The organism is Nitrospiraceae bacterium (assembly GCA_019637075.1).
Taxonomy (GTDB): Bacteria; Nitrospirota; Nitrospiria; order Nitrospirales; family Nitrospiraceae; genus JAHBWI01.
Genome location: JAHBWI010000005.1, coordinates 55,977 through 76,933, shown reverse-complemented (window position 1 = coordinate 76,933; position 20,957 = coordinate 55,977). Strand labels below are relative to the sequence as shown.

Below are 20,957 nucleotides of genomic sequence, written 5' to 3'. Positions count from 1 at the left end.
GACAGGAGTCGCCGAGCCCGGCTTGATTTTGGCCTGGCGCCTGCCTATCCTACGGCGACTCACCTGGAGGGGACTATGACGAAACATGGAGTGCGCAGGTTGCGTGGGGCGTTGCTGGGTCTGTTGTTCGTGGGGCTTTTCTCCGCGGCGGGAATGGCCTGGTCGGCGGAGCCTGACGCGGAGTCAGCCCCTCGGATGACCCCGGTGCCGGGGACCACCGCACCGAAAAATCACCTGCCGGGGCATGGTCCAGCCAAGACGCCGCCGTTGCTCATGGCCGAAGGATCGAACTCCTGCGAAATCGTGTCTTGCGGCATGGGGATCAAGCAAACCTGTCAGATCACCTGTCCAGCCGACCAGACGCCGAAGTGCAGCTGCGATTGTGTGAAGAACTTCGGTCCGATGTGTACTGAATACAAGGCGAACTGCCGGTGTGAATAGGCGCTAGCCTCAATCCTCGGAAGGAGACTCCGAGGTTGGGACTGTGAGGCTGGGGCCTGCGACTCGGTACTGCTCCCCGGCCCAGGCGCCAAGGTCAAGCAGCTGGCAACGCTCGGAACAGAAGGGACGCCAGGGATTGTCGCGCCAGGCAGTCGGTGTCCGGCATTCCGGGCAGGGGCTCAGGGATTTGGTCGGTTGGTTCTCGCGGTCTGTTTGCGGGGTCTGACTCATCACCCTCACTCTACAATTCTCGTCCCGAATCCCGCAAACAACTGTCCGGTGAGATACAGGGTATCGCCTCCGTCCTGCCAGCGTTTGCGGCGCATATAGTCGTTCAGCACTCGTCCGTTTTGCGCACGGTGGATGCCGGGTTGTGCAAGGTTCATCCGGTAGCGTTGGATGGAGTCCGCCACGCGGCTGATGAAGACGATCGTCCCATCGGATTCCACATGCTCGACGATGCCGACATGGGTGAGGGGATCGTTCACCACTCCATCCCCGTTGTAGTCCCAGGTATTGTCAAAAAACACCAAGTCCCCGGCGTGTACACCGGGCCCTCGGTGGAGCCGGCCTTGGTTGCGCAGATGATTGTGAATGAGCCGAACGCCGTTGTCCGTCCCATTCCCATCGGAGCCTTGGTAGAGATCGATCCCGTGGGCCAGGTAGATGGCCCGCGTGACGCCGGCGCAGTCGTAGCGGATCCGCTGACCGTTGCTTTCGATCGTCGTCGCACCGACCAAACCGGCAGCCGTTTGGACGATCGCCGCCTGGTTCCGGCTGGGCTTCATCGCCCGACAACAATCCGGGAGGGGGGCCACCGCAGTCCGATGGCGCTCGGCGGTCGGGCCGACACAGCCCAACACCGTCAGGGCGAGCAGGATGTAGGGCATAAGGGGGAAGCGCATCGGCATACGGTCTAAGTATACCTGGCGGTCCGAACCTCGTCATGGAGCCTGATCAGACCACGGCAACGGTAAAGAATTGCTTCACGATGTGTCCTGGATAATCCTTCCCCCTCCATATCGTGAATTCCGATTCAGAAAACCAAAGAGAACGTGCCCTGCCATCTGGTTTGTTTCCGCGTTTTTCCGACCGATACTGCATCGAAAAGGTATATTTTGTTGTGGCGTGATACATCGGATAGTAGGATTTTGACGATGAAGTTTCGGGGTGGCCGTCCGGAACATCTTCTCTTTTCATTGGATTCGCAGCGACCGTCGAACGCATGATGTCCATCTTCGCGAACCCTCCGAGGCCTCTGTCCGATCATATGCATCGACCGTTGGTGAGCGTGATTCTTCCGACACGTAACCGGGCGGGCCTGCTCGGTGGAGCGATTGCGTCGGTGCTCGCGCAAGAGGGGGCGGGAACACTGTTCGACCTGGAAACCATCGTGGTCGATGACGCCTCGACGGATGCCACTCCAGACGTGGCACGACAATACCCTGATGTGAAGTACATTCGGCTCGACCACAAACAGAATGTGTCGGTCGCACGAAATGTGGGCATCACCGCCAGCACCGGGCAGTATCTCGCGTTTCTTGACGACGATGACATGTGGCTTCCCCATCGATTGCGGGTCCAGGTGCCGATTTTCGAAGCACAGCCGGAGATCGGGGTGATCTATGGTCAGGGGATCGTGGTCACGGAGACTGGTCACACAACGATCTGGCCGGCCACATGTCCGTCCGGTCGCGTGTTTGAAACATTTCTCACCCTGTCGGAAGACATCCACAACGTGGATACGTGGTTAGTGCGGCGGACGGCCTTCGAGGCAGCCGGGCTGTTCGATGAATTCCTTCCGACGCTCGAGCATAACGACATGGCGCTTCGTTTGGCGTTTCACGTCGCCTGGAAGTTCGTTCCCGGTCCCGTGTGTTACGGACGCCTACTCGCCGGCGGCATGTGGGTGACGAATATACGAAACGGGGTAGCCGTTGGCGCGTTGCGTCGCGTGGTCGACCGTGCGCTGGATCTGCTGCCGAGGGCGCAGTATGACAGGCTTCAACATGAGGCGCGTGCCGCTGGGTTGGCCATGCTTGCCGAGCAACTCTGGCATTTCGGCGGCTTGTCAGCGGTGAGAGACCATGTGAGGGCAGTCGCGCATGAGGCTCCTGAAATGCTGGAAACCGCCTCGATTCGAGTCCATCTTTATCGTGTGGCGCGGGAACTGGCGTCCCTGTCTGCCGCTCCCATCGCCGCGATCCATGACTTCGGCGAGGATTTACGCAACGATTCCAATGGGAAACAGACCTCAGTGCGCATTCGGCAGAGCCACAAACGGCTGGTGGGCGACCTCCTCGCTGAAGCGGCGGCGGCGCTATGGGAGTCGAACTCTCCTCGACTGGCGGTCTATGTGGGTGGGCATTGTCTGTTGCAGGATCTTCGGCATGCCCATCATCGGTTGGTTGGGGCGGTGAGGTATGCAGGCAAGCGAGTCCTTCACAGGATGGAGGTTGCCTAGGCCTGGATACGGAGCGCCGGGTCCATGGACATTGGAGGATTCGTCTTACGATGGGTGATGATAAATTGCCAGGCTTCGAAATACTCGGCAAGAGAGGGAACGCATCCGCCTTGCAGGCCCGCGCCCGCCTCGGAGGCCTTATCCTGCTGTCGCTCACTGCAGTCGCTGCCGTTCTTATTTTGTGCCGTGAATGCGACCTGCAGGGGATCGTGGCGGATGTTCGACGTCTATTCCTCGCCTGGGCGCCGAGGTCCGTGCAACATTTCATCTGGACCATGCTCAATGTCTGGCCCAGTCTGATCGTCAAGCCCCTGCTCGATCCATACCTCTATGCAGTCCTCGGTCTCTTACTCATGTTGGAACGCCTTTTCCCCGCACGCCCGCAACAGCGGATATTCTCGGTCGGCCTGATTCAGGATCTTTGTTGGTTTCTCGTGCATGGGTTTCTGACGGTGGTCGTCATCTCCGTCGTGATGCAGGGGCTCCATGATCTGTACCAACGCCACTTGAGCCTGTTGTCCATCAGCGCGATCCAGTCGTGGTCGCTCGGTGCAAAAATCGTCCTGGTTCTCCTGGTGAATGATTTCTTGGACTGGTTTCACCATCTGGTTCGTCACAAGGTGTGGGTATTCTGGTGCTTCCATGCCGTGCATCACTCTCAACCGGATATGAATCTGTTTACGGACGATCGCGTCCATCTCATGGATGAGATTATTGCCAACTGTCTGGTGTGCATCCCGATGTTCATGTTTGCCGTAGACGCGCCCATGGCTGTCTCCTTCGCCTTGCTCTTAAAATGGTACCCGAAGTTCTACCATGCCAACATCAAGGCCGATCTCGGTATCCTGCGGTACATACTGGTGTCGCCCCAGTTTCATCGTATCCATCACTCGATCGAACCGCAGCATCGCGATAAGAACTTCGGGGTCATCTTTAGCTTCTGGGATCAACTCTTCGGCACCGCCTATCGCGGCGATGGCGGTTATCCGGCCACTGGCATTGCGGATCCGGACTTCCCGCTCGAGCGCCGGATGGCAGGGGGCGCGGTCATACGCAATTATGTGGCTCAGTTCCTGTACCCTTTCACAACGATCGTCCGTCGATCTCTGGGGCTGAGCCCTCGGACAGAGTGAGTGGGTGTCGAGCGCAGAAGGCTACCCAGGTGGTTTTCATTCACGTGCGGGGTTCAGCCTCCTCCTGTCAGACCCCAGCTGCGGCAAAGACTCGCTGCACCAGGGCTTGGGCATCTTCCTGAATCCGTCTCAGATGGGCCGGCCCATTGAAGCTTTCCGCGTACAGCTTGTACACGTCTTCCGTACCGCTGGGGCGCGCGGCAAACCAGCCGTTGGCCGTGATGACCTTGAGCCCTCCGATCGCGGCCTTGTTGCCGGGAGCGGCGGTGAGCATGGCGGTGATCGCCTCTCCGGCCAATTCTCGGCTCTTCACCTGGTCCGGCGACAACTTTTGCAGCACGGCCTTTTGCTGACGGGTGGCGACCGCATCGATCCGCTCGTAGACCGGCTCGCCGAGCTGGCTGGTCAATTCGCGGTACAACTGGAAGGGATTCTTGCCGGTGACCGCCGTGATCTCCGCGGCAAGGAGGTCCATGATGATCCCATCCTTGTCCGTGACCCAGGTCGTGCCGTCCCGACGTAAAAAGGCCGCCCCCGCACTTTCCTCGCCGCCGAACCCCAGCGAGCCGTCGCTCAAGCCGGGGACAAACCACTTGAAGCCCACGGGGACTTCAATCAGCGGCCGTTGGAGTACGTCCGCGACCCGGTCTATCAGGCTGCTGCTCACGATGGTCTTGCCGACTCCGGCCGTGGCTTTCCAGCCGGACCTATGGGTGAAGAGGTAGGAAATGGATGCGGCAAGATAGTGATTCGGATTCATCAGGCCGCCGTCCGGCGTGACGATGCCGTGGCGATCCGTATCGGTGTCGTTTCCGAAGGCCAAGTCGAAGCGATCCTTGAGTCCGATGAGCGAGGCCATGGCGTGCGGCGAGGAGCAGTCCATTCGGATCTTCCCGTCCCAGTCCAAGCTCATGAAGCGGAACGTGGGATCGACCGACTCATTCACGATCGCGATGTTCAGCCCGTACCGTTCGGCGATCGGTTTCCAGTAGGCGACCGCCGAGCCGCCGAGCGGATCGATGCCAAGCCTGAGTCCCGCCGCCTTGATAGGTTCCAGATCCACCACCTGCGCCAGGTCGTCGATGTATCGGCCCACATAATCGTGCGTTTTCGTCGTCGAGGCCTTGCGCGCTTCTTTGTAGTCGAGCCGGCGGACGCCCGTGAGGTTCGAGGCCAGCAATTCGTTCGCGCGTTCTTCAATGGCCTTGGTGACCTGGGTGTCGGCCGGGCCGCCGTTGGGCGGGTTGTACTTGAAGCCGCCGTCTTCCGGGGGATTGTGCGAGGGTGTGATGACGATGCCGTCGGCCAAGCCGGATTTCCGTTCGCGGTTGAAGGTGACAATGGCATGGGAGATGACCGGGGTGGGCGTGTAGCCGCCGTCGCGGTCGATGCGAACCTCCGCGCCGTTGGCCGCCAGGACTTCGAGTGCGGAACGCATCGCCGGCTCCGACAGGGCATGGGTGTCCTTGCCGACAAACAGGGGACCGTTCGTTCCGGCCTTGTGCCGGTATTCGCAAATCGCTTGGGTGATCGCCAGAATGTGGGCTTCGTTGAAGGTGCGGCGGAGGGACGACCCGCGATGACCGCTCGTGCCGAACGCGACGCGCTGCTGGGGATCGGCAGGGTCCGGCCTCAACTCGTAGTAGGCCTGTTCGAGCTGTTTGAGATCGATTAGCTGGTCGGGGAGCGGGCGTTGTCCGGCGCGGCTGTGCAGGCTCATGGTCTCCGTTTCCGTTAGTGGTGGATGACTCTTCGCCGAAGTATATAGAACCAGCCCTCGCTTGTCAGCGTCGCGGGCGCGTCCTCGGCTCACGCTTGCTTGCGCCTCTCTTTCGACAGGTGTTAAGATCCGCGCACGATCAGCCAAGAGGGAATGTATGCCGAATATCACGTTGCTCGTGTCTCCATCCTGCGGTGCTTGCCCCTCGGCCAAGAGCCTCTGGAAGGAATTGAGGGTGAAGTATAGCTTTAACTATCGGGAAGTCGACATCACCACGGCGGATGGGCAGGAATTGGCCAATCGCCACTCGGTTCGTGCGGTCCCCGCGACCATCATCGATGGGCGGCTCACCTTCGTCGGCGTGCCGAGTCGGCAGAGCGCCGAGAAAGCGTTGCAGCTGAAAATGCGTCCGCGGGAAACCTGAAAGGATCGAGTATGACTGTGCCCGATGATGATGATTTTGAATTGCCGGAGCTGCCGCTCATCGATAAGGGGCCGCCGCCGGATTGCGGAATTTGCGGCGAACCCATGTCTTTCATCGACGGGGATTGGGCCTGCGTCGATTGCAACGGAGAGATTCTCGGCCCGGAGACGGGCTAGCCGCCGCGTCGTTCGTCGCTCGTACGTCGTGAAGCGACCGATGAATTCCCGAGAGTTCACCGCTCGTTTCCTGCTCCACGTTCCACGAATCACGAACTTCCGCCCGCATGCTGCACGTCGTCACTGGTCCCTTCCATCCTTCCCTTGAGACCGCCTTCCTGCATGACCTGACGGCTTTGAAACGCGACGATCCCGCCGCTCCCGTGGCCGTCGTCGTGCCGTCCGAACCGCTCCGGCAATACCTCACGCGCCTGCTCGTGCTCAAAGAAGGGCTGACGCTCTTCAACGTGCATATCCTGTCGTTCCACCAGCTGGCACTCCACCTCGATCGTGAGCGGAGGGCCGGACTTGCGGGGCACGACCAGGGAGGCGAGCTGCATCTGGTCTCAGACCTGTTCTTCGAGCACCTGCTGCGGCACGTCGCGCAACGCAAGCTTCCCTATGTCGAGGCGCTCCGTCTGTCGGGCCTACCGCGTGGAGCGTGGTCGGCCCTCTGGGCCAGCCTCAGGGATCTCAAGGATGCGCTGGTCGATCCGGCCGTGGCGATCCGAGCGGTCGATGAGGGGCAGTTCGAGCCGGAAGATGCCGAGAAGCTCAAGGGATTATTTACGTTATTGGCCGGGCTCCGCGATGGGCGCCAGGCTCTGCAGGTCGGCTCGGCGGACGATCTGGCTGCGCTCGTCACCGAGTTCGCGCCGGCCTCTTCCTTTCTCGGCAGTCTCAGGCAGCTCTGGTATTACGGTTCCTACGACCTCACCCAGACGCAATTGAGTCTTCTCGAAGCGCTGGGGAAACGGTTGCCGGTGACCCTGTATCTTCCGCTCGCCTCCGTTCCCGCCTATGGATTCGCGCAGCGGTTTCTTGAACGGTATCTTCATTCCCTTTCGTCGAGCTTCCGGGATCTGGCGGCTGAAGAGCAAGCATCCGGCCATCGGTGCGATCCAGTCCCGATCGTCACGATGAATGCCGCCGGGGCGGAGGATGAATTGACGCTGGTCTGCAAACAGATCCTCACGCTGGTGGAGACCCACGCCTATCGCTTCGATCAGATCGCAGTCGTGGGCCGAAGTCTGACGCCCTATCAGGGGGTGCTCAAACGCGTGTTCGATCAGCATCGGATTCCGTTCGTCTCCAACGCGGCGACACCCCTGCTGCAGGAGCCGGTGGTCAAGACGTTGCTGGTGGCTGCGCAACTTCGCCTCAACGGCTTCTACCGCTCGGACGTGCTTGATGTGGTCGCCTCGCCACGGTACCGCGGCGAGCAAGACGGCGCCGGTGCCCCTGAGGCCCGTCCGGACCTGTGGCGCATCGCGGTGCTCGCGCTGGGGATCACGCGAGGGACGGAGGAGTGGCGGAGGCTCTCGCGCTGGCAGCAGGTCGAAGCCTGTCTCGGCTCAGACAACGAACTCGAACCGGACTTACCGTCCGTGGTGGCGGTAGAACCGGCGCAATTGAGCCTGCTTTGGGGAAGGGTCGATCGGTTACTGGCGGATGCGGCGCTGTTGCCGCAAGAGGGGACCTATGCGGAACTGACGGACGCCTACCTGACGTTTGCGCAACGACACCTCTCATTGCCCGAGCTTGGGTACGGGTCTGATAAGCCGTCCGATCGGTTGTCCGGCAGTCCGGCCATCGCCGAGGCCTTGGATGCCATCTTCGTTCAGCTCTATGACCTGGATCGAGTGGGGGGCAGGGCGACGTGGGAAGCGTGGGCTGAAACCTTCGGCGAGCTCTTGGAGCGCGCGACCGTTCCCCTTGCACCGCCTGAGTTCGGTGGGGTGGAGGTATTGGATGCGATGGCGGCGCGCGGACTCGGATTCCGGGCATTGTTTCTGATCGGGCTGAACGAGAAGCTCTTTCCTCGCTTCATCCATGAGGATGGGTTTCTCCGTGACCGCCACCGAGCCGTGCTGGACGTAACACTCGGCTACAAAGTTGATCAAAAACTTCAGGGTTATGCCGAGGAAGCGTTGCTCTTCGAGCTGCTTCGAACCTCTGCCAGGGATCGCCTTTACGTGTCGTACCAGCGGGTCGATGCGGATGGGCGCGTACTGGCTCCCTCCAGCTATCTCGATGCGAGGCATTTGCCGGGCTGGAACCCGGGTGACAGTCCGGAACTGTCGCTGCCGCGACGGTGGCGGGAGCGGAGCGCCGTCCCTCTTTTTGTGCCTCCGCTGCTCACGCGCGAGGAATTGTCCGTGGCCATGGTGCTGGAAGGCCACGACGTCAGCGGTCTGCTTTCGGCGATGGCGCGAGAAGGCGAGGTCTTCTCGCACGGAGTGGCCGCGCAGCTTCGAATCGAGGGGGACCAGCTTCATCTGGGTGCGTATGATGGGCTGCTCGACGGGTCGGCGGGCCATTGGGAAACCCTGCGCGGGAAAGGACTCTCGCCGACGGCGCTGGAAACCTACGTCCGTTGTCCCTTTCAATACTTCGCCGAGAAGGTTCTAAAGCTGGAATCGGTGAGGCCGCTGCCTGCTCGGGAATTGCCGCCCTCGGCGCTGGGTGATCTCTGTCACAAGGCACTGCGGCATTGTGTCGATGGGCTGATCGAAGGAGCGTGGCTCAGCAAGGCCATGCTTCCGGAGGAACTGCGTGCGGCCGTGCGCGATGCGGTGGCTCGAGTGTGTGATGCGTATGAAGCCAACCACGGAACGGGCTATGCGCTCACCTGGCGACTGGCACGGGAATTAGTCGAACAGGTCGTGCTGGCGACCGTTCAGGCGGAGGAATCGGTATGGCGGGCGAGCGGGGCGCTCCCGGTGGATACCGAGACTGAAGCGGCCGGCCGGCTCCCGGACGAGGTGGCCGATGAACCGATCGCGATTCGTGGCTACTGGGATCGGGTCGATCGTGTCGGCGACAGCGGCGCGCTTCGGATCGTCGACTATAAATTTCGTGCAGCCGGCGAGTTGAAGCCGGAAGATCGGAATCTTCCTCAAGCGGCGCTACGGGGCAAGAAGCTCCAACCGGCGTTCTACTCGTTGATGCACCCCATCAAGCCCTTGCCTGATGGGGCGACCGGAAATCCTGAACTGGTCGAGTTTGTCTATCTTCTGCCTGGCGGTCAGCCGGCCATTGAGCGGGCGCAGTATCCGGCCGAGTCGTGGGCGGGAGCGATCGGCGCGCAACTCCGGAGCTCCCTGCGGGAAATGATCGCCGGATTGCGGGAGGAACAATTTTTCATCCTCCCGGACAGTTACTGCACGTACTGCGATTTTGCCGTGGCCTGTCGCCGCGATCATCAGGCGACCTGGTGGCGGTCCTATCGCGCTGAGGAAGCGAGGGCGCTTCGGAGGTTGAGACGGAGGAAGCTCGAGCATGAGTGAGCCGGGACTGTTGCCGGACTCCGGCGCGCGCCTTGCGGCTGCGACGACCTTCGACCGTAACGTCGTCGTCATCGCAGGAGCGGGAACCGGCAAGACGACCTTGTTGGTGAGTCGCCTGCTGCACCTTTTGCTGCGAGAGCCCAATCCGCTGCCCCTGTCGCGGATCGTCTCGCTCACCTTTACCAACAAGGCCGCGACTGAAATGAAGGTCCGGCTGCGCGAGCGGTTGAGGGACCTGGTCCAGCCTGGCGCGGCGTCCGCCGGTTCCTTCGGCGGAGCGCTGACGCATGCGGAACTGACGCGCATGTACGGACTGGCGAGCGAGGAGATCTGCGCCAGGGCCGAGGCGGCGCTCAGGGATCTCGAACGGGCACAGATCGGCACCCTCCACAGTTTTGCCTCGCATTTGCTGAGGCTGTACCCGATCGAGGCCGGTGTGTCGCCGACGTTCCGGACCGACGAGGATGGCCTGGCCTTCGAAGAACACTTCGCCCGCGAATGGGATCTCTGGCTCGATACCGAACTGGGCGCCGGAGGGACGGACCACGGGCGCTGGCGCGCACTCATCGAAGCATTCGGGTTGGAGGGGGTGCGCGACGCGGCCTTGAGCCTGATGAGCGAGTTGGTGGAGGTGGCGTCGCTGGCGAGCCAAGTCAGGGAGTCGGCCCTGCATCCGGCCATGCGTGTTTGGCTGGAAGCGCGGCGCGGGCGGGCGGAAATCCTCCTCCGCGCACACGATCGGCCCAAGAGACGAAAGATCGAGCACGTCACCGCTGCGGTGATCGACCTGTCGACGCTGCTGCTTGCGGAGGGGTTGCCGGGACTGGCGAGGCTGTCTCCCGAAATGCGTGACTGGTTGACGAAGGATCTCGGGGCCCTTCCGAACGGCTGGTCGGAAGAGGAGGGGGAAGAGGTCCGGTCGCTGCAGCGCGTGGCGGAGCGACTGCTGGAAGTCGACCCCCATCTGTTGCCGACGCTCCTGGATCTGGTGGGGCCGTTCGTGGAGCGGGTCAGGCGAGGGTTTATCGAAGAGGGCTGGTTGACCTTCGATGGGTTGTTGGCTCGCGCCCGCGCGCTGCTCCGCGACCATCCCGAGATTCGTGAGCGCTTGAAGCAGGAATATCGCTCGCTCCTCGTGGATGAGTTCCAGGATACCGATCCGGTGCAGTATGAAATCGTGCTGTACCTGTGCGAGCGGCAGGGGCGACGCGCCTCTTCTTGGCGAGACACGGAACTCGAACCGGGGAAACTGTTCATCGTCGGCGACCCCAAACAATCGATTTATGCCTTCCGTCGAGCGGACATCGAGGCTTTCGACCATGTCGTTTCCCGGTTGGAGCGGGAAGGCGCGCTGGTCTGCACCTTGGCCACGAACTTTCGGAGCGATGTGCAGGTGCTTGATGTCGTGAACGGGGTCTTCGACAAATTGCTGGTCGCGCAGGCTTCCGTGCAACCGGGGAATGTCCCGCTGGCAGTCCAACCGAATCGCGCCAGTCAGTTTCCCGATCCCGGTGTCCGGCTTCGTTTCATTGCAGGCGGCGAGGAGGAGAGCGATCTGGACGCCGCGGGTGCCACGCGGGCGGAAGCGGAATTGGTTGCTGCCTGGTTGGCCCGCCTCCTGCCGGTGAAGACGAGGGACGGCGCCAGTCCGCCGGAGCGGAGCCTGCGGCCGGGCCAGACGGCGCTGCTGTTCCGGAAGCTGACCCAGGCCGAGGTGTACCTGCAGGCCTTGCACCGCCACGGCATCCGCTACATCATCGACGGCGAAAAGCATTTCTACCGGCGGCAAGAGATCATCGATCTCGTGAACCTGCTGCGTTGTCTCGAGAATCCGCACGACCAAATCGCCTGTGCGGGACTGTTGCGTTCTCCGCTGGGCGGTCTTTCCGATCCCGAGTTGGTCGCGTTGCAGCGACTCGATGCCCTGGACTTTCGACGGGCCGAGCGGCTGGCCCAATGGGAGGCTCCCTCGGCCCCCACGGTCCGACGATTGTATGCCGTGCTGGCCGAACTGCATGCAGGGTCGGCGGATGTGCCCTTGCCGGAATTGCTCGACCGGATCTTCGCGCGTTTGCCGATTTTAGAATTGGCCGCCGCGTCGCTGCACGAGGAACAGGCAGTGGCGAATCTGCTGAAGCTTCGCCAGATGGCCGTCGAACTCGCAGATCGACCGGCCTTGTCCCTCTCCGGCTTCGTGGAACTGATGATGGCCCGCTTGGTCGAGCAGCCTGACGAAGCTGAAAGCGCGCTCTCCGAAGAAACGCTCGATGCGGTTCGGGTCATGACGATTCACAAGGCCAAGGGCCTCGAGTTTCCTCTGGTCGTGTTGGCGGGACTGCATCATGGCGACGGGGCGTCGCGAGGCTACGCCGGGCCTGTGATCCGGCATGACTGGTCCACCGGCATACAGGGTTTGGAATTCGGCACGCGATGCAGTTTGGGTTCCGTGCTCGTGGCCGAAAAGGCCCGGACTCGTGAGCAGGCCGAACGGCGCCGGTTGCTGTATGTCGGCATGACCAGGGCCAAGGACTGTCTCGTGCTGTCCGGCGCCGTGGGTCGGAAACGCTCGCGGGACACCTTCATGGATTTGCTCCAACAGGCATTCGGTCAAGGGTTCGGCGATCAGCGTGCCACGCAGGTCGCCATCGCGGGGGTGTCGGTGCCGCAGGTTGTTGCGCCGGGAGAGGAACCGGACTCACCGCGCCAAGCAGCCAGGCCGACGAGGCTCGAAGCGTTTCCGGAAGGTGCGGTCCTGTCCATTCGCTGGGCACAACGGGATCGGGATTGGGCCGCCTGTCGCTCGATGGCGCGGTCGCTCTCTCCCTCGCGTCTCATGCAAGCAAATCCACCGCAGGGTTTCAGTGGAGGGGCGCCTGTCACCGGTGTCGTCGGCGGTGCCCACGTGGGCCGGTTGGTTCACCAGGCCCTGCAGCATTGGGATTTTGCCGCTGACGTGGAGGAGCAACTGTCGAAGCTCCGCACCGCCGGCTTCGATCGGGGAGACTCAGGGGAGTACCTGGGCCAAGACGACGTGGATCGCGAGGTTCGGGACCTGCTGCGACGGTTTGCAGGCGGCGACTTCTATGCCCGTCTTCGGCGCGCCGAGATCCTGGGCCGAGAAGTGCCCTTCTTCCTGCCCTGGAACGAGGGGCGCCAAGTCATGGAAGGCGTGATCGATCTGGTCTATCGGTTGGATGGAGCCCTCTGGATTGCCGATTACAAGACGGATATGATCCCGGCGGATCAGGTGGCCGAACGAGCCCAGGCGTACCGTGAGCAGGCGCGAATCTACTCAGAAGCGGTTTCTCGTTCGTTGCGGGAACCGGTGGCGGGCTTTGAGTTCGTCTTTCTGCGCCACGGGCTGAGTGTTTCGGTGGTCCCATGAGTCGCTAGCCAAAGGAGCAAGAGCATGAACTCTCGATGGTTGGTTGCGGCAGCAGTCGTTCTCAGCATGGGATGCGCGACGCAGCAGAAGGAACAGGCGGTCACGTTGCATGCGCCGGCGGGAACCACTGCCGCCGTGAGTCAGCAGTTGGAGCAGGGCAATGGGTTGTTCAAGCAGCAGGACTGGCAGGGAGCCAAGGCGGTCTACGAAGCGACGATCAAGGCTGAGCCCTCCTTGGCCGAGGCCCATTACAATTTGGCGCTGACCCTCGAACGACTCGGGGACAAGGCTGCGGCGAGGGCTCAATACATCCAGGCAGCCAACCTTGCGCCGGGCAACAAAGTCATCTGGGATGCGCCGCCGCTGAGAAAGCACGAGACTACGCTGGGGTTGGAAAAGAAGTCCTTCATGGACGCCAACCCGCGTTGAGTCAGGAAGACGAAACGCGGTAGGCGATACGAAGCCGGCCGTTCCGTGGCGCCATCAGAAGTCTTGTGGCGGCCTCGCTCCCAATCACACGGTGCCGTGCTCAGGCGCGCGCCGCTGTGCCGCGATGACCAGGATCACCGCGCCACCCACCAGCATCGGCAGGCTCAAGAGCTGTCCCATCGAAAGGGTGCCGAACAGGAACCCGATCTGGGCATCCGGCTCCCTGAAAAACTCCACGATGAAGCGGCAGATCCCATAGCCGATCAAGAATGATCCGAAGACGGTTCCTGCGGGGGGCATTCTCCGAGCAATGAGCCACAGCACCGTAAACAACAACGCGCCCTCCAGGGCCGATTCATAGAGCTGGGAGGGATGGCGGCAGACCGGTCCCCCGCCGGGAAAGACCATGCACCAATCCACGTCGGTCGGCCGGCCGAACAACTCGCCATTGATGAAGTTCCCGATCCGGCCCAAGCCCAGACCGACGGGCGTGACCCCGGCAGCCAAGTCGGCAATTGTCAGGACGCCAATGCCCCGTCGCTTGGCGAAGAGCACCAGTGCGATGATCGTGCCGATCAATCCGCCGTGGAAGCTCATGCCGCCTTCCCACACAGCCAAAATCTTGAGAGGATTCTCGAGGTAGTACGACAGGTTATAGAACAGGACATAGCCCAAGCGGCCGCCGGTGAAGACTCCCACCGCCGCATAGACGATCATGTCGTAGACCTGGTCTTTATTCAGGGGAAGGTTCTGCGCCTTGGCCCTCGCACCGATGATGAAGTAGGCCAGGGTGAGTCCGATCAGATACATCAGCCCGTACCAGCGAAACTGCAATGGACCGAGATGAAGAAAAACGGGATCGATATTGGGATAGGGGATGGTGTGGTACCAAGCCAACATGTGAAGACTCCGAATTGTTTCGCGATCTTATGTGAGCGGGCGGCGCAATGCAAGGTGAGCAGGGATGCGCGTGACTGCTGGTGGCGATCGCCTTCTTATACGAACGTATGTGGATTTTCTGTAACGCTTGTCTCCCCTTGATGTCGACAAAACTACACCGTTTATTAGACCGACTTAACGCTGAGAAAGTCGACGATGCGATTTCCGCGGCCTTGCAAGATGACGACTCGTGGCACGCTTGATGCTGTATAAAACGGTAGCTCTCGCCGAGCCGGAGACAACAAACCTTGTAACACCAGAGGGAGGCACACCATGTCGACGAAGGGGCGTGAGGCGGCAAAAATAGCAGCAATGATCGGTGGCGGCGCGGTGGTCGGGGCGGCGTTGGGCTTGCTCTTTGCCCCCAAGGCGGGGACCGAGACCAGGCGCGATGTGGCACGTTACGCGCGGCGCGCGCAGGTACAGGCCACGCGGTTCAGCCGAGCGGTCAAGACCGGTGTGACGGATATGGTAGAGCGAAGCAAAGCGATGGTGCAGAAGAAGTCGGACAAGCATATCGTGGAAGCGGCGTAACGCTCAACAAGCGCAGTCGAATACAGCGGAAGCAGCAACTGCAGCGGCCTGTCCTGCAAGGGACAGGCTGTTTGCTTTTGACAGGTTGGTGATAAAGCCCGCCAGCGACCCAACTCACCTTGACCCTCCGTAACCCCGGTGTTAGATTCGCTCCGGCCTGCCCCAAGCCGGAGTGGCGAAATTGGTATACGCAAGGGACTTAAAATCCCTCGGGCTGAACAAGCCCGTACGGGTTCGATTCCCGTCTCCGGCACCATACAGAACTGCTCGAAAAGCGGCCACTTCGCGGTTTCATTTTAGTCGTTTCCCCCGTCGCTCCCCCGTCAATCTTGAGGCCATTTTCCCTTTGCTATACTTGATTCGTCTGCGATTGTTTCCGTGGAGGGCAGGATGCCCGAACCGTTGCAGACGAGACCCTATTCGATGACCTGTGACACTCGGGGTTAACCCGAGAGGAGGCCATGGATGGCAGATCCAGCCCGCATACTCCCGACGCCGGAGCCTTCATCTGCCCCTCGACGCGATCCCGCGTCCAACTCGTCCGGGATGATCTCACCTATCGGCGAGGCCAGACGGCCGCCGCTCGGGTGGTGTCCTTCCGCCGAATGCGCCGGGCTCATGCATTGTGAGCCGCCGTCATTCGACGACCGGATGGGGGTCGACGCGCTTCGCTGCGATCGCTGCGGCACGCAGGGCCTTCAGTCCCACGAGGGCGTCATTCTCCTGTTTCGCGGTGGGTATGAATACAAGTTCAGCTTCGGCCCTTCGGTCGAAACCCTCACGGTGGTGTTGTCGTCGGCTGCGGTGAATCTGTGGAGCACGCATGGCGTGTCGCCGGATCACCTGGCGATCTATGCGGCTGAGTGGGCTTTACTGAAGGGGATTCGCAACCGGCCGGTTCGTTTAATGATCGATTCGGAGGATTTCGTCGAGTTCTACCGCTACTTCACCAAGCACTGACCTGCTGTCAAACCCGCTCCGGTGAATCGCGCCGGGAAATTGCTACCACCGTCCGAGCCAGCCCCTGGATCCCGCGTAATACGACGCTATCGCCACAGCTAGCACGAAAAGGATTTGCATCACGTGCTGCACGAGCACGCTGGGTTCGACCGTTCTGGTGACGAAGAGAATCCCGGCGGCAATGAGCGTGACGACGAATGTCGTACGCTTCGGGCAGAGACTGCCGTCTCGTTTGCTCTGCGCCGCCAAGGCAATCCAGACGCAGGCCCATCCGATGGCCCCGACGACGAGGGCGCCTGCCAGGTCGGTGAGTCCGACCATCAGACTGCTGAGCGCCAATTCCATCTTGGGCCGTCGCGGCAGCTCCGCCCGGATGCGATAGAGTTCGCCGACGCCCAAGGCCAGCCAGATCAAGATCATCCCGACCAAGAAACTGCCGCGGCCCATTTCATGCGAAAACAGGCGGCCGCGCTGGGCTTCCGGCGGCTTGGCAAACCCCAGCCCCTCGAAGTGCGGCGTGAAATCGTAGCCGCATTCGCAGAACTGAACCGAATCCGGATGGGTGAGCAGGCACCGGGGACATTCAAACGGCATGACCGTTCTCATACCACGGGAATACTCGTGATACAATCGCGCGCCCTGACCGGCGGCGGGATTGTAACGATGACGGGGAGGTCTTCATGACGGATGACAAACGGCCTTTTGTATTTGCCGCGCTGGGCGGCCTCGTATCCGGAACTGCAGTGGCGGCTGGGGCCTTCGGCGCCCATGCGTTGAAGGCGATCCTCGACGGCCCGGCGCTCGCGGTGTACGAGACCGCAGCGCGGTACCAAATGTACCATGGGCTCGCGCTCTGTGTCGTCGCATGGCTGCTGCGAGAAACACAGGATCGAAAGGTGGCTCGGGCGGGGTGGCTGTTCTGTCTGGGACTCGCGCTTTTTTGCGGCAGCCTGTATCTCGTAGCGCTGTCGGGCATCAAATGGCTGGGCGCGATCACGCCGCTCGGAGGCGTTTCCTTCATGGCCGGCTGGCTGCTGGTGGCCTGGTCGGCGTGGCGGGCGAGAACGGCTCAGTGATGCCGGCGGGGAGTGGAGGTGGGTTTGTCTACGCCTGCGCAGGTTGCGGTCTGCTTCCCGGTGATCGAACCCCACCCACCGGTCGAATTGACGAAGGTGCCTTCGAGTCGCTGTCCTTCCCCTGAGAACACGAGACTGTCTTCCTGCACACCCACTTTCGTTTCCCAGCGGAGATACAACGTATCGCCTGCCGCGATGATTTCCGCAGGGCTGGCCGAGGGCTCCGCTCCCGGCGGGGCAAAGATCACGGAAGTCTTGTCCTCGCGGTGGTTCTGGTGATTGTGAATCATCCATTGCCAGGTACCGCAGAGGCGGGCCAACGCCCGTTGCTGCCGCACGGCGTCTTTCCAATTGTGGAGTTTGAACCACTCGCGATTCACGGTATGCATCGCCCAGCTTTCAACCGTGACGGCGCGGAGTAACAGCTGAGAGGAGTCGGCGGATCCCGTCGCAAATGCCGACCCGTCGGCCGTCGCCTGCTGCTGCAGTTGCGTCAGCAGTTGGCGAAGCGCATGGTCCGATTCGAGTTCTTCCGTGAGCCAAACGGTTCGGGCTTCCGTAACTTGAGGCGCGGGACCGCCGGTGGCGGCGGCCTTGACGCTCTCCGCGAGTTGCCAGGCGGCGAGCCCCTTCATCAGGCGGCTCACGGCTTGTTTCACATCATCCAAAATCAATTCCTTGGCCATGGCAGCGGGAAGGTTCTTGACCCCAATCGTCAGCGCCGCATCCTTCAGCCCGAGGCGGGGAGCGAATTCCTGACGGAAGAGGGTGGTGGCGTCCTGTCCGCTCGAGAGGGCCGACAATGGCGTTCCCAGTTCCTTCACGAATTCCGGGAACGCCGGGTATCGGTCCGGGATGCCTGGCGCGGCGGCGGTCGTGGCCGAGCTGTCCGCTGCCGAAGCCTCGGATGAATTGAACGGGGCAGCCCCGATGGTCAGCGCGGTTCCGAGAACCAGCGCGAGCAGGGGATGCGGTGACAAGCCTTGCATGGGTGATTTCACGATTCTCCGCCGTCGGCCCACGCGTCAGGTGCCTTGGAAGCAGGATTTGAGGAAGCTCACGGTCGCATCCCACGCCTGCGAGGTGGCGGATTCGTGGTAGGTGGCCGGCCTCGTTTCATTGCTGAAGGCATGCTGTGTGCCGGGATAGGTCTTGATCTCGATCTTTTTCCCCTGAGCCTGGGCCGCCTTCAAATGGTCGATGTCTTGCTGCGTGACAAAGGCGTCCTGCTCGGCTTGGTGGTACAGGATCGGGCAGAGAATGGAGCCGAGGCTCTCCGGCGCGGTGACCTTTCCATAGTACGCGACGGCGCCGCGCAGCCGTTTCCGTTGAGAGGCAAATCGGATCGCGAGCGTGCCGCCCATGCCGAAACCCACGACGGCATGGATGTTGCGCTTGATGTAATCGCGGGTGTTGAAATATTCGCAGCAGGAGTTGATGTCCTGCAACAGCATCTGCTCATTGCACTTGGCGGCCAGTGCTTCGGCGACTTCCGCGTTCGCCGTGACCATGCCACCCAACCGGCCGTAGAGGTTCGGGATGATGACGCCGTACCCCTCGCAAGCCAGTCGCGCACCGAGATCCTTGATCTGGACGTTGAGTCCCCAGGTTTCATGCAGGAGGACGATGCCCGGATAGATGCCTTTTTCCTGCGGCCAAAATTGAATGCACTCGACCTGCACGTCCTTCGTGGGTCTGGTGAGAATGTAGGGATCGACGGCGGCATCCGTGATCGTCGGAATGGCGACGCCGCTGGGAAAACGGGCCGTCCCCGTGCCGATCTGCTGAAGCGAGAAGGGTGTTGCCTGGGTGGTCATGCGCGTCGAGATCCTTTCTTTCGGACAAGGCCGAGCGGTTTCTGATCGCCGTACTATAGGGAGCCGATTTGGCCATTGTCAATGAAGTCGGGCCCGGATGCAGCTTGACCGCCGTGGCGACGGTCAGTAGAGTGCCGCGCATCGATGACGGTCTTGAAACCTAGCCCTCTGAATCTCGGTGTGATCGGCCTGGGACGCCATGGCGGCCGCTACGTGCGGCACCTGCTGGCCGATGTGCCGGAGGCGCGGCTGACCGCCGTATGCCGCCGCAACCTCGGCGCCGGCACCGGCGTGCCGGATGGAATCGAGGTCGCAGTCTATCAGGATTATCGACGCTTGATCGCGGACCCGCGGGTGGACGCGGTGGTGGTTGTGACACCGCCGACGTTGAATCGCGAGATTTGTCTTGCCGCCGCCGCCGCAGGCAAACCGTTTCTGGTGGAAAAGCCGCTGGCTGTGACGGTGGAGGATGCGGAGGCCATTGTGTCTGCGGCCGAGCAATCCTCTCTGCTTGCCATGACGGCCCAAACCCTGCGGTTCGATTCAGCGATCCAGGCGGCGATGCAACAACGGCAGACAGTCGGGGCGTTACAGTACCTGAGCCTGGCGAGCCGTATGGAGCCGTCTAGCGGGGAGGTTGCCGGATTCGACGGGCGAGGCTGTTTGCTGGAGATCGGCGTGCACCTGTTGGATCTCGTGCGGCTCGTCACCGAGGATGAGGTGGCCGGCTTGAGCTGCGAGATGGATGTGGTCCCGCCGGAAGGACCGGAACGCCGGGTGTTCGGACGGCTGCTGACGGGGCGTGGGATCCCCTGCCTCTTCGAGGTCTCACGGGTCTCGTCGGGACGGGTGGGGCGCTTGGAATTGATCGGGACCGAGGGCCAAGTGACGGCCGACTGGTGTGGTCACCGGGTGACTCGGCATGCCGCAGGCCTCGTGCCCACGGATGAGCCGACCGGGGCAGCCCCGACCCTCATTGCCACGCTTCGCGCCTTCGTGCAGGCCGTTCGCACCGGGACGCCGCCGCCGATCACGCTCCGCGACGGACTCCGCGCCGTCGCGATTGCCGAGGCCTGCTACCGTTCCGCCCGGCAGGCGGGGCGTCCCATCCCACTCACCTAGCGATTTGATCCGGCCTTAGGTCTCCGCGACGATGTGGGTGTCGGTTTCCTCCACCCCTTCGATCGCATGGATGCGGGAGATCACGACGTCCGAGAGCGACCGTTCATCGGCCACGTTGATGAAGACGAAGATGTCCGGCTGTCCGAAGCAGGGATTGGCCTGCTCGACTCCGGCAATGCTCTTGAGCGCCTGCAGCACGGGCTTGGTCTTCCCAGCCTTCACCTTGATCAGAATGTACGCTTTGGTGGCCATGTCGTGTCCTCCTGTTCGTAACGGTCGTTGTTGCGATGGAATCTTCCACCCTGCTCATCGCGCGCCGGGCATCTCGCGCCGACGAGCGGCGTAGACTTCCGAGAGCGACGTGCCTTGTGCGGTAAAGACCTTGGTCGAGCGTTGATAGAGGTCCGCGAGAATCTCGAAATCCTGCTTGCCGATATTGAATTCGCTTAAGCCTTCCTGCAGGCCGTTGGTCGTCCATACCTGTTCTTGACGGGCGAGTCCCGCCTGGACGACGGCCTCGAAGCTGTCCGCGGTCCAACCGCTGCGCTCAAACGCGTGCTCCACCTCCGGTCCTCGGTCGCCGAACTTGGCCTGATGCGCCTCCGTGAAAAAGTGCCGCACCGCCGGATTGCGGCTCTTGAGAAAGGCGGATTGGAATTGGATCACTGCCTTGATGATGTGGTTGGCCTCGGGCGTACCTTCGGGCGGCAGGATGCCGGCGTCGCCGAAGACCGCCAACAGGGCCATCGCCGCCCCGACCTGATGGGAGGAAGCTCGCCCCTGCGGTGGCATCTGAGCCGAGGCAGCCGGTGGGAGGAACGTGCCGGCTAGGACTGCAACGGCAAAGATCCCGACCAGAAGCCTTGCGGTATGGAGCAGGCGAACGGGCATCGATCATCCTTCCACGTTGGGGGCGGTGCCGCTGATCCCCCACCGGCAAACAGGGCGCATTATACAGAAGGTGTTGGGGGCAGGCTACCGGCCGTTCGTCTCTGTCAACGATCCGTT

General features: G+C 61.9%; 22 protein-coding genes and 1 tRNA gene. 13 read left to right on the top strand and 10 right to left on the bottom strand.

The genetic code is table 11. From position 1 onward, the window contains the following. The first annotated feature begins 75 nt into the window (after window positions 1-75). Window positions 76-441 (top strand): hypothetical protein, encoded by a 366-nt coding sequence (locus tag KF814_14110; GenBank protein ID MBX3237278.1) that lies wholly within the window; start codon window positions 76-78, stop codon window positions 439-441. A gap of 9 nt (window positions 442-450) precedes the next feature. Here KF814_14110 and KF814_14105 read toward each other — a convergent pair whose 3' ends face one another. The 3 genes from KF814_14105 to KF814_14095 all read right to left on the bottom strand — a co-directional run bounded on the left by KF814_14105 (window position 451) and on the right by KF814_14095 (window position 1,677). Further along, complete coding sequence (locus KF814_14105) at window positions 451-672, bottom strand: DNA gyrase inhibitor YacG (protein MBX3237277.1); 222 nt, start codon at window positions 670-672, stop codon at window positions 451-453. Between the two features lie 5 nt (window positions 673-677). Beyond that, a complete protein-coding gene (locus KF814_14100) occupies window positions 678-1,331 on the bottom strand; it encodes a hypothetical protein (GenBank protein ID MBX3237276.1) in 654 nt (217 codons plus the stop codon). A 67-nt stretch (window positions 1,332-1,398) separates the two neighbouring features. Then, window positions 1,399-1,677 carry a hypothetical protein gene (locus tag KF814_14095; GenBank protein MBX3237275.1) on the bottom strand — a complete coding sequence of 93 codons (279 nt, stop codon included), beginning with the start codon at window positions 1,675-1,677 and terminating at the stop codon, window positions 1,399-1,401. Window positions 1,678-1,711: 34 nt separating this feature from the next. Between KF814_14095 and KF814_14090 the strand changes: the two genes are divergently transcribed. Next, a complete protein-coding gene (locus tag KF814_14090; protein MBX3237274.1) occupies window positions 1,712-2,905 on the top strand; it encodes a glycosyltransferase family 2 protein in 1,194 nt (397 codons plus the stop codon). Between the two features lie 50 nt (window positions 2,906-2,955). Continuing rightward, window positions 2,956-4,038 (top strand): sterol desaturase family protein, encoded by a 1,083-nt coding sequence (locus KF814_14085; GenBank protein MBX3237273.1) that lies wholly within the window; start codon window positions 2,956-2,958, stop codon window positions 4,036-4,038. A gap of 67 nt (window positions 4,039-4,105) precedes the next feature. Here KF814_14085 and pgm read toward each other — a convergent pair whose 3' ends face one another. Beyond that, window positions 4,106-5,758: a phosphoglucomutase (alpha-D-glucose-1,6-bisphosphate-dependent) gene (pgm, locus tag KF814_14080; GenBank protein ID MBX3237272.1), complete on the bottom strand. Its 1,653-nt coding sequence runs from the start codon at window positions 5,756-5,758 to the stop codon at window positions 4,106-4,108. Between the two features lie 157 nt (window positions 5,759-5,915). On the opposite strand from pgm, the gene KF814_14075 reads away from it, so the two are divergent. The 5 genes from KF814_14075 to KF814_14055 all read left to right on the top strand — a co-directional run bounded on the left by KF814_14075 (window position 5,916) and on the right by KF814_14055 (window position 13,501). Beyond that, the gene (locus tag KF814_14075) at window positions 5,916-6,182 is read left to right on the top strand and encodes a thioredoxin family protein (protein ID MBX3237271.1); all 267 of its coding nucleotides are present in this window, start codon (window positions 5,916-5,918) and stop codon (window positions 6,180-6,182) included. A gap of 11 nt (window positions 6,183-6,193) precedes the next feature. Continuing rightward, window positions 6,194-6,358 (top strand): hypothetical protein, encoded by a 165-nt coding sequence (locus KF814_14070; protein MBX3237270.1) that lies wholly within the window; start codon window positions 6,194-6,196, stop codon window positions 6,356-6,358. Window positions 6,359-6,465: 107 nt separating this feature from the next. Further along, entirely contained in the window at window positions 6,466-9,687 is a 3,222-nt protein-coding gene (locus KF814_14065) for an exodeoxyribonuclease V subunit gamma (GenBank protein MBX3237269.1), read from the top strand. After that, on the top strand, window positions 9,680-13,072 hold the full coding sequence (locus KF814_14060) for a UvrD-helicase domain-containing protein (GenBank protein ID MBX3237268.1): 3,393 nt from the start codon (window positions 9,680-9,682) through the stop codon (window positions 13,070-13,072). The genes KF814_14065 and KF814_14060 overlap by 8 nt, the downstream gene beginning before the upstream one ends. A 24-nt stretch (window positions 13,073-13,096) precedes the next feature. Beyond that, complete coding sequence (locus KF814_14055) at window positions 13,097-13,501, top strand: tetratricopeptide repeat protein (GenBank protein MBX3237267.1); 405 nt, start codon at window positions 13,097-13,099, stop codon at window positions 13,499-13,501. Between the two features lie 84 nt (window positions 13,502-13,585). Here KF814_14055 and lgt read toward each other — a convergent pair whose 3' ends face one another. Then, window positions 13,586-14,401 (bottom strand): prolipoprotein diacylglyceryl transferase, encoded by an 816-nt coding sequence (gene lgt / locus KF814_14050; protein ID MBX3237266.1) that lies wholly within the window; start codon window positions 14,399-14,401, stop codon window positions 13,586-13,588. Window positions 14,402-14,713: 312 nt separating this feature from the next. Between lgt and KF814_14045 the strand changes: the two genes are divergently transcribed. The 3 genes from KF814_14045 to KF814_14035 all read left to right on the top strand — a co-directional run bounded on the left by KF814_14045 (window position 14,714) and on the right by KF814_14035 (window position 15,934). Beyond that, window positions 14,714-14,974 carry a YtxH domain-containing protein gene (locus tag KF814_14045; GenBank protein ID MBX3237265.1) on the top strand — a complete coding sequence of 87 codons (261 nt, stop codon included), beginning with the start codon at window positions 14,714-14,716 and terminating at the stop codon, window positions 14,972-14,974. A 166-nt stretch (window positions 14,975-15,140) separates the two neighbouring features. Next, window positions 15,141-15,230: transfer RNA gene (locus KF814_14040), tRNA-Leu, on the top strand. 209 nt (window positions 15,231-15,439) lie between these two features. Next, the gene (locus KF814_14035) at window positions 15,440-15,934 is read left to right on the top strand and encodes a hypothetical protein (protein ID MBX3237264.1); all 495 of its coding nucleotides are present in this window, start codon (window positions 15,440-15,442) and stop codon (window positions 15,932-15,934) included. 42 nt (window positions 15,935-15,976) lie between these two features. Here the strand turns inward: KF814_14035 and KF814_14030 are convergent, their stop codons facing one another. Beyond that, entirely contained in the window at window positions 15,977-16,528 is a 552-nt protein-coding gene (locus KF814_14030; GenBank protein ID MBX3237263.1) for a hypothetical protein, read from the bottom strand. Between the two features lie 86 nt (window positions 16,529-16,614). Between KF814_14030 and KF814_14025 the strand changes: the two genes are divergently transcribed. After that, entirely contained in the window at window positions 16,615-17,010 is a 396-nt protein-coding gene (locus tag KF814_14025; GenBank protein ID MBX3237262.1) for a DUF423 domain-containing protein, read from the top strand. Here KF814_14025 and KF814_14020 read toward each other — a convergent pair. Then, window positions 17,004-18,011: a hypothetical protein gene (locus tag KF814_14020; protein ID MBX3237261.1), complete on the bottom strand. Its 1,008-nt coding sequence runs from the start codon at window positions 18,009-18,011 to the stop codon at window positions 17,004-17,006. The genes KF814_14025 and KF814_14020 overlap by 7 nt on opposite strands. A 24-nt stretch (window positions 18,012-18,035) precedes the next feature. Beyond that, the gene (locus KF814_14015; GenBank protein MBX3237260.1) at window positions 18,036-18,827 is read right to left on the bottom strand and encodes a dienelactone hydrolase family protein; all 792 of its coding nucleotides are present in this window, start codon (window positions 18,825-18,827) and stop codon (window positions 18,036-18,038) included. Between the two features lie 153 nt (window positions 18,828-18,980). Between KF814_14015 and KF814_14010 the strand changes: the two genes are divergently transcribed. Further along, window positions 18,981-19,949, top strand: coding sequence for a Gfo/Idh/MocA family oxidoreductase (locus KF814_14010; GenBank protein ID MBX3237259.1), 969 nt, complete (start codon window positions 18,981-18,983; stop codon window positions 19,947-19,949). A 15-nt stretch (window positions 19,950-19,964) separates the two neighbouring features. Here KF814_14010 and KF814_14005 read toward each other — a convergent pair whose 3' ends face one another. Together KF814_14005 and KF814_14000 are read right to left on the bottom strand one after the other, a co-directional pair. Then, window positions 19,965-20,201 (bottom strand): Lrp/AsnC ligand binding domain-containing protein, encoded by a 237-nt coding sequence (locus KF814_14005; protein MBX3237258.1) that lies wholly within the window; start codon window positions 20,199-20,201, stop codon window positions 19,965-19,967. Between the two features lie 54 nt (window positions 20,202-20,255). Then, on the bottom strand, window positions 20,256-20,840 hold the full coding sequence (locus KF814_14000) for a hypothetical protein (protein ID MBX3237257.1): 585 nt from the start codon (window positions 20,838-20,840) through the stop codon (window positions 20,256-20,258). Window positions 20,841-20,957 lie beyond the last annotated feature (117 nt).

What these genes read in the sequence shown, in the direction of transcription:
- KF814_14030 (MBX3237263.1), bottom strand. Translation starts at nt 16,528, where the DNA reads ATGCCGTTTGAATGTCCCCGGTGCCTGCTCACCCATCCGGATTCGGTT.
- KF814_14085 (MBX3237273.1), top strand. Translation starts at nt 2,956, where the DNA reads ATGGGTGATGATAAATTGCCAGGCTTCGAAATACTCGGCAAGAGAGGG.
- KF814_14100 (MBX3237276.1), bottom strand. Translation starts at nt 1,331, where the DNA reads ATGCCCTACATCCTGCTCGCCCTGACGGTGTTGGGCTGTGTCGGCCCG.
- KF814_14060 (MBX3237268.1), top strand. Translation starts at nt 9,680, where the DNA reads ATGAGTGAGCCGGGACTGTTGCCGGACTCCGGCGCGCGCCTTGCGGCT.
- KF814_14000 (MBX3237257.1), bottom strand. Translation starts at nt 20,840, where the DNA reads ATGCCCGTTCGCCTGCTCCATACCGCAAGGCTTCTGGTCGGGATCTTT.
- lgt (MBX3237266.1), bottom strand. Translation starts at nt 14,401, where the DNA reads ATGTTGGCTTGGTACCACACCATCCCCTATCCCAATATCGATCCCGTT.
- pgm (MBX3237272.1), bottom strand. Translation starts at nt 5,758, where the DNA reads ATGAGCCTGCACAGCCGCGCCGGACAACGCCCGCTCCCCGACCAGCTA.
- KF814_14045 (MBX3237265.1), top strand. Translation starts at nt 14,714, where the DNA reads ATGTCGACGAAGGGGCGTGAGGCGGCAAAAATAGCAGCAATGATCGGT.
- KF814_14025 (MBX3237262.1), top strand. Translation starts at nt 16,615, where the DNA reads ATGACGGATGACAAACGGCCTTTTGTATTTGCCGCGCTGGGCGGCCTC.
- KF814_14055 (MBX3237267.1), top strand. Translation starts at nt 13,097, where the DNA reads ATGAACTCTCGATGGTTGGTTGCGGCAGCAGTCGTTCTCAGCATGGGA.
- KF814_14035 (MBX3237264.1), top strand. Translation starts at nt 15,440, where the DNA reads ATGGCAGATCCAGCCCGCATACTCCCGACGCCGGAGCCTTCATCTGCC.
- KF814_14005 (MBX3237258.1), bottom strand. Translation starts at nt 20,201, where the DNA reads ATGGCCACCAAAGCGTACATTCTGATCAAGGTGAAGGCTGGGAAGACC.
- KF814_14075 (MBX3237271.1), top strand. Translation starts at nt 5,916, where the DNA reads ATGCCGAATATCACGTTGCTCGTGTCTCCATCCTGCGGTGCTTGCCCC.
- KF814_14095 (MBX3237275.1), bottom strand. Translation starts at nt 1,677, where the DNA reads ATGGACATCATGCGTTCGACGGTCGCTGCGAATCCAATGAAAAGAGAA.
- KF814_14015 (MBX3237260.1), bottom strand. Translation starts at nt 18,827, where the DNA reads ATGACCACCCAGGCAACACCCTTCTCGCTTCAGCAGATCGGCACGGGG.
- KF814_14110 (MBX3237278.1), top strand. Translation starts at nt 76, where the DNA reads ATGACGAAACATGGAGTGCGCAGGTTGCGTGGGGCGTTGCTGGGTCTG.
- KF814_14065 (MBX3237269.1), top strand. Translation starts at nt 6,466, where the DNA reads ATGCTGCACGTCGTCACTGGTCCCTTCCATCCTTCCCTTGAGACCGCC.
- KF814_14090 (MBX3237274.1), top strand. Translation starts at nt 1,712, where the DNA reads ATGCATCGACCGTTGGTGAGCGTGATTCTTCCGACACGTAACCGGGCG.
- KF814_14070 (MBX3237270.1), top strand. Translation starts at nt 6,194, where the DNA reads ATGACTGTGCCCGATGATGATGATTTTGAATTGCCGGAGCTGCCGCTC.
- KF814_14105 (MBX3237277.1), bottom strand. Translation starts at nt 672, where the DNA reads ATGAGTCAGACCCCGCAAACAGACCGCGAGAACCAACCGACCAAATCC.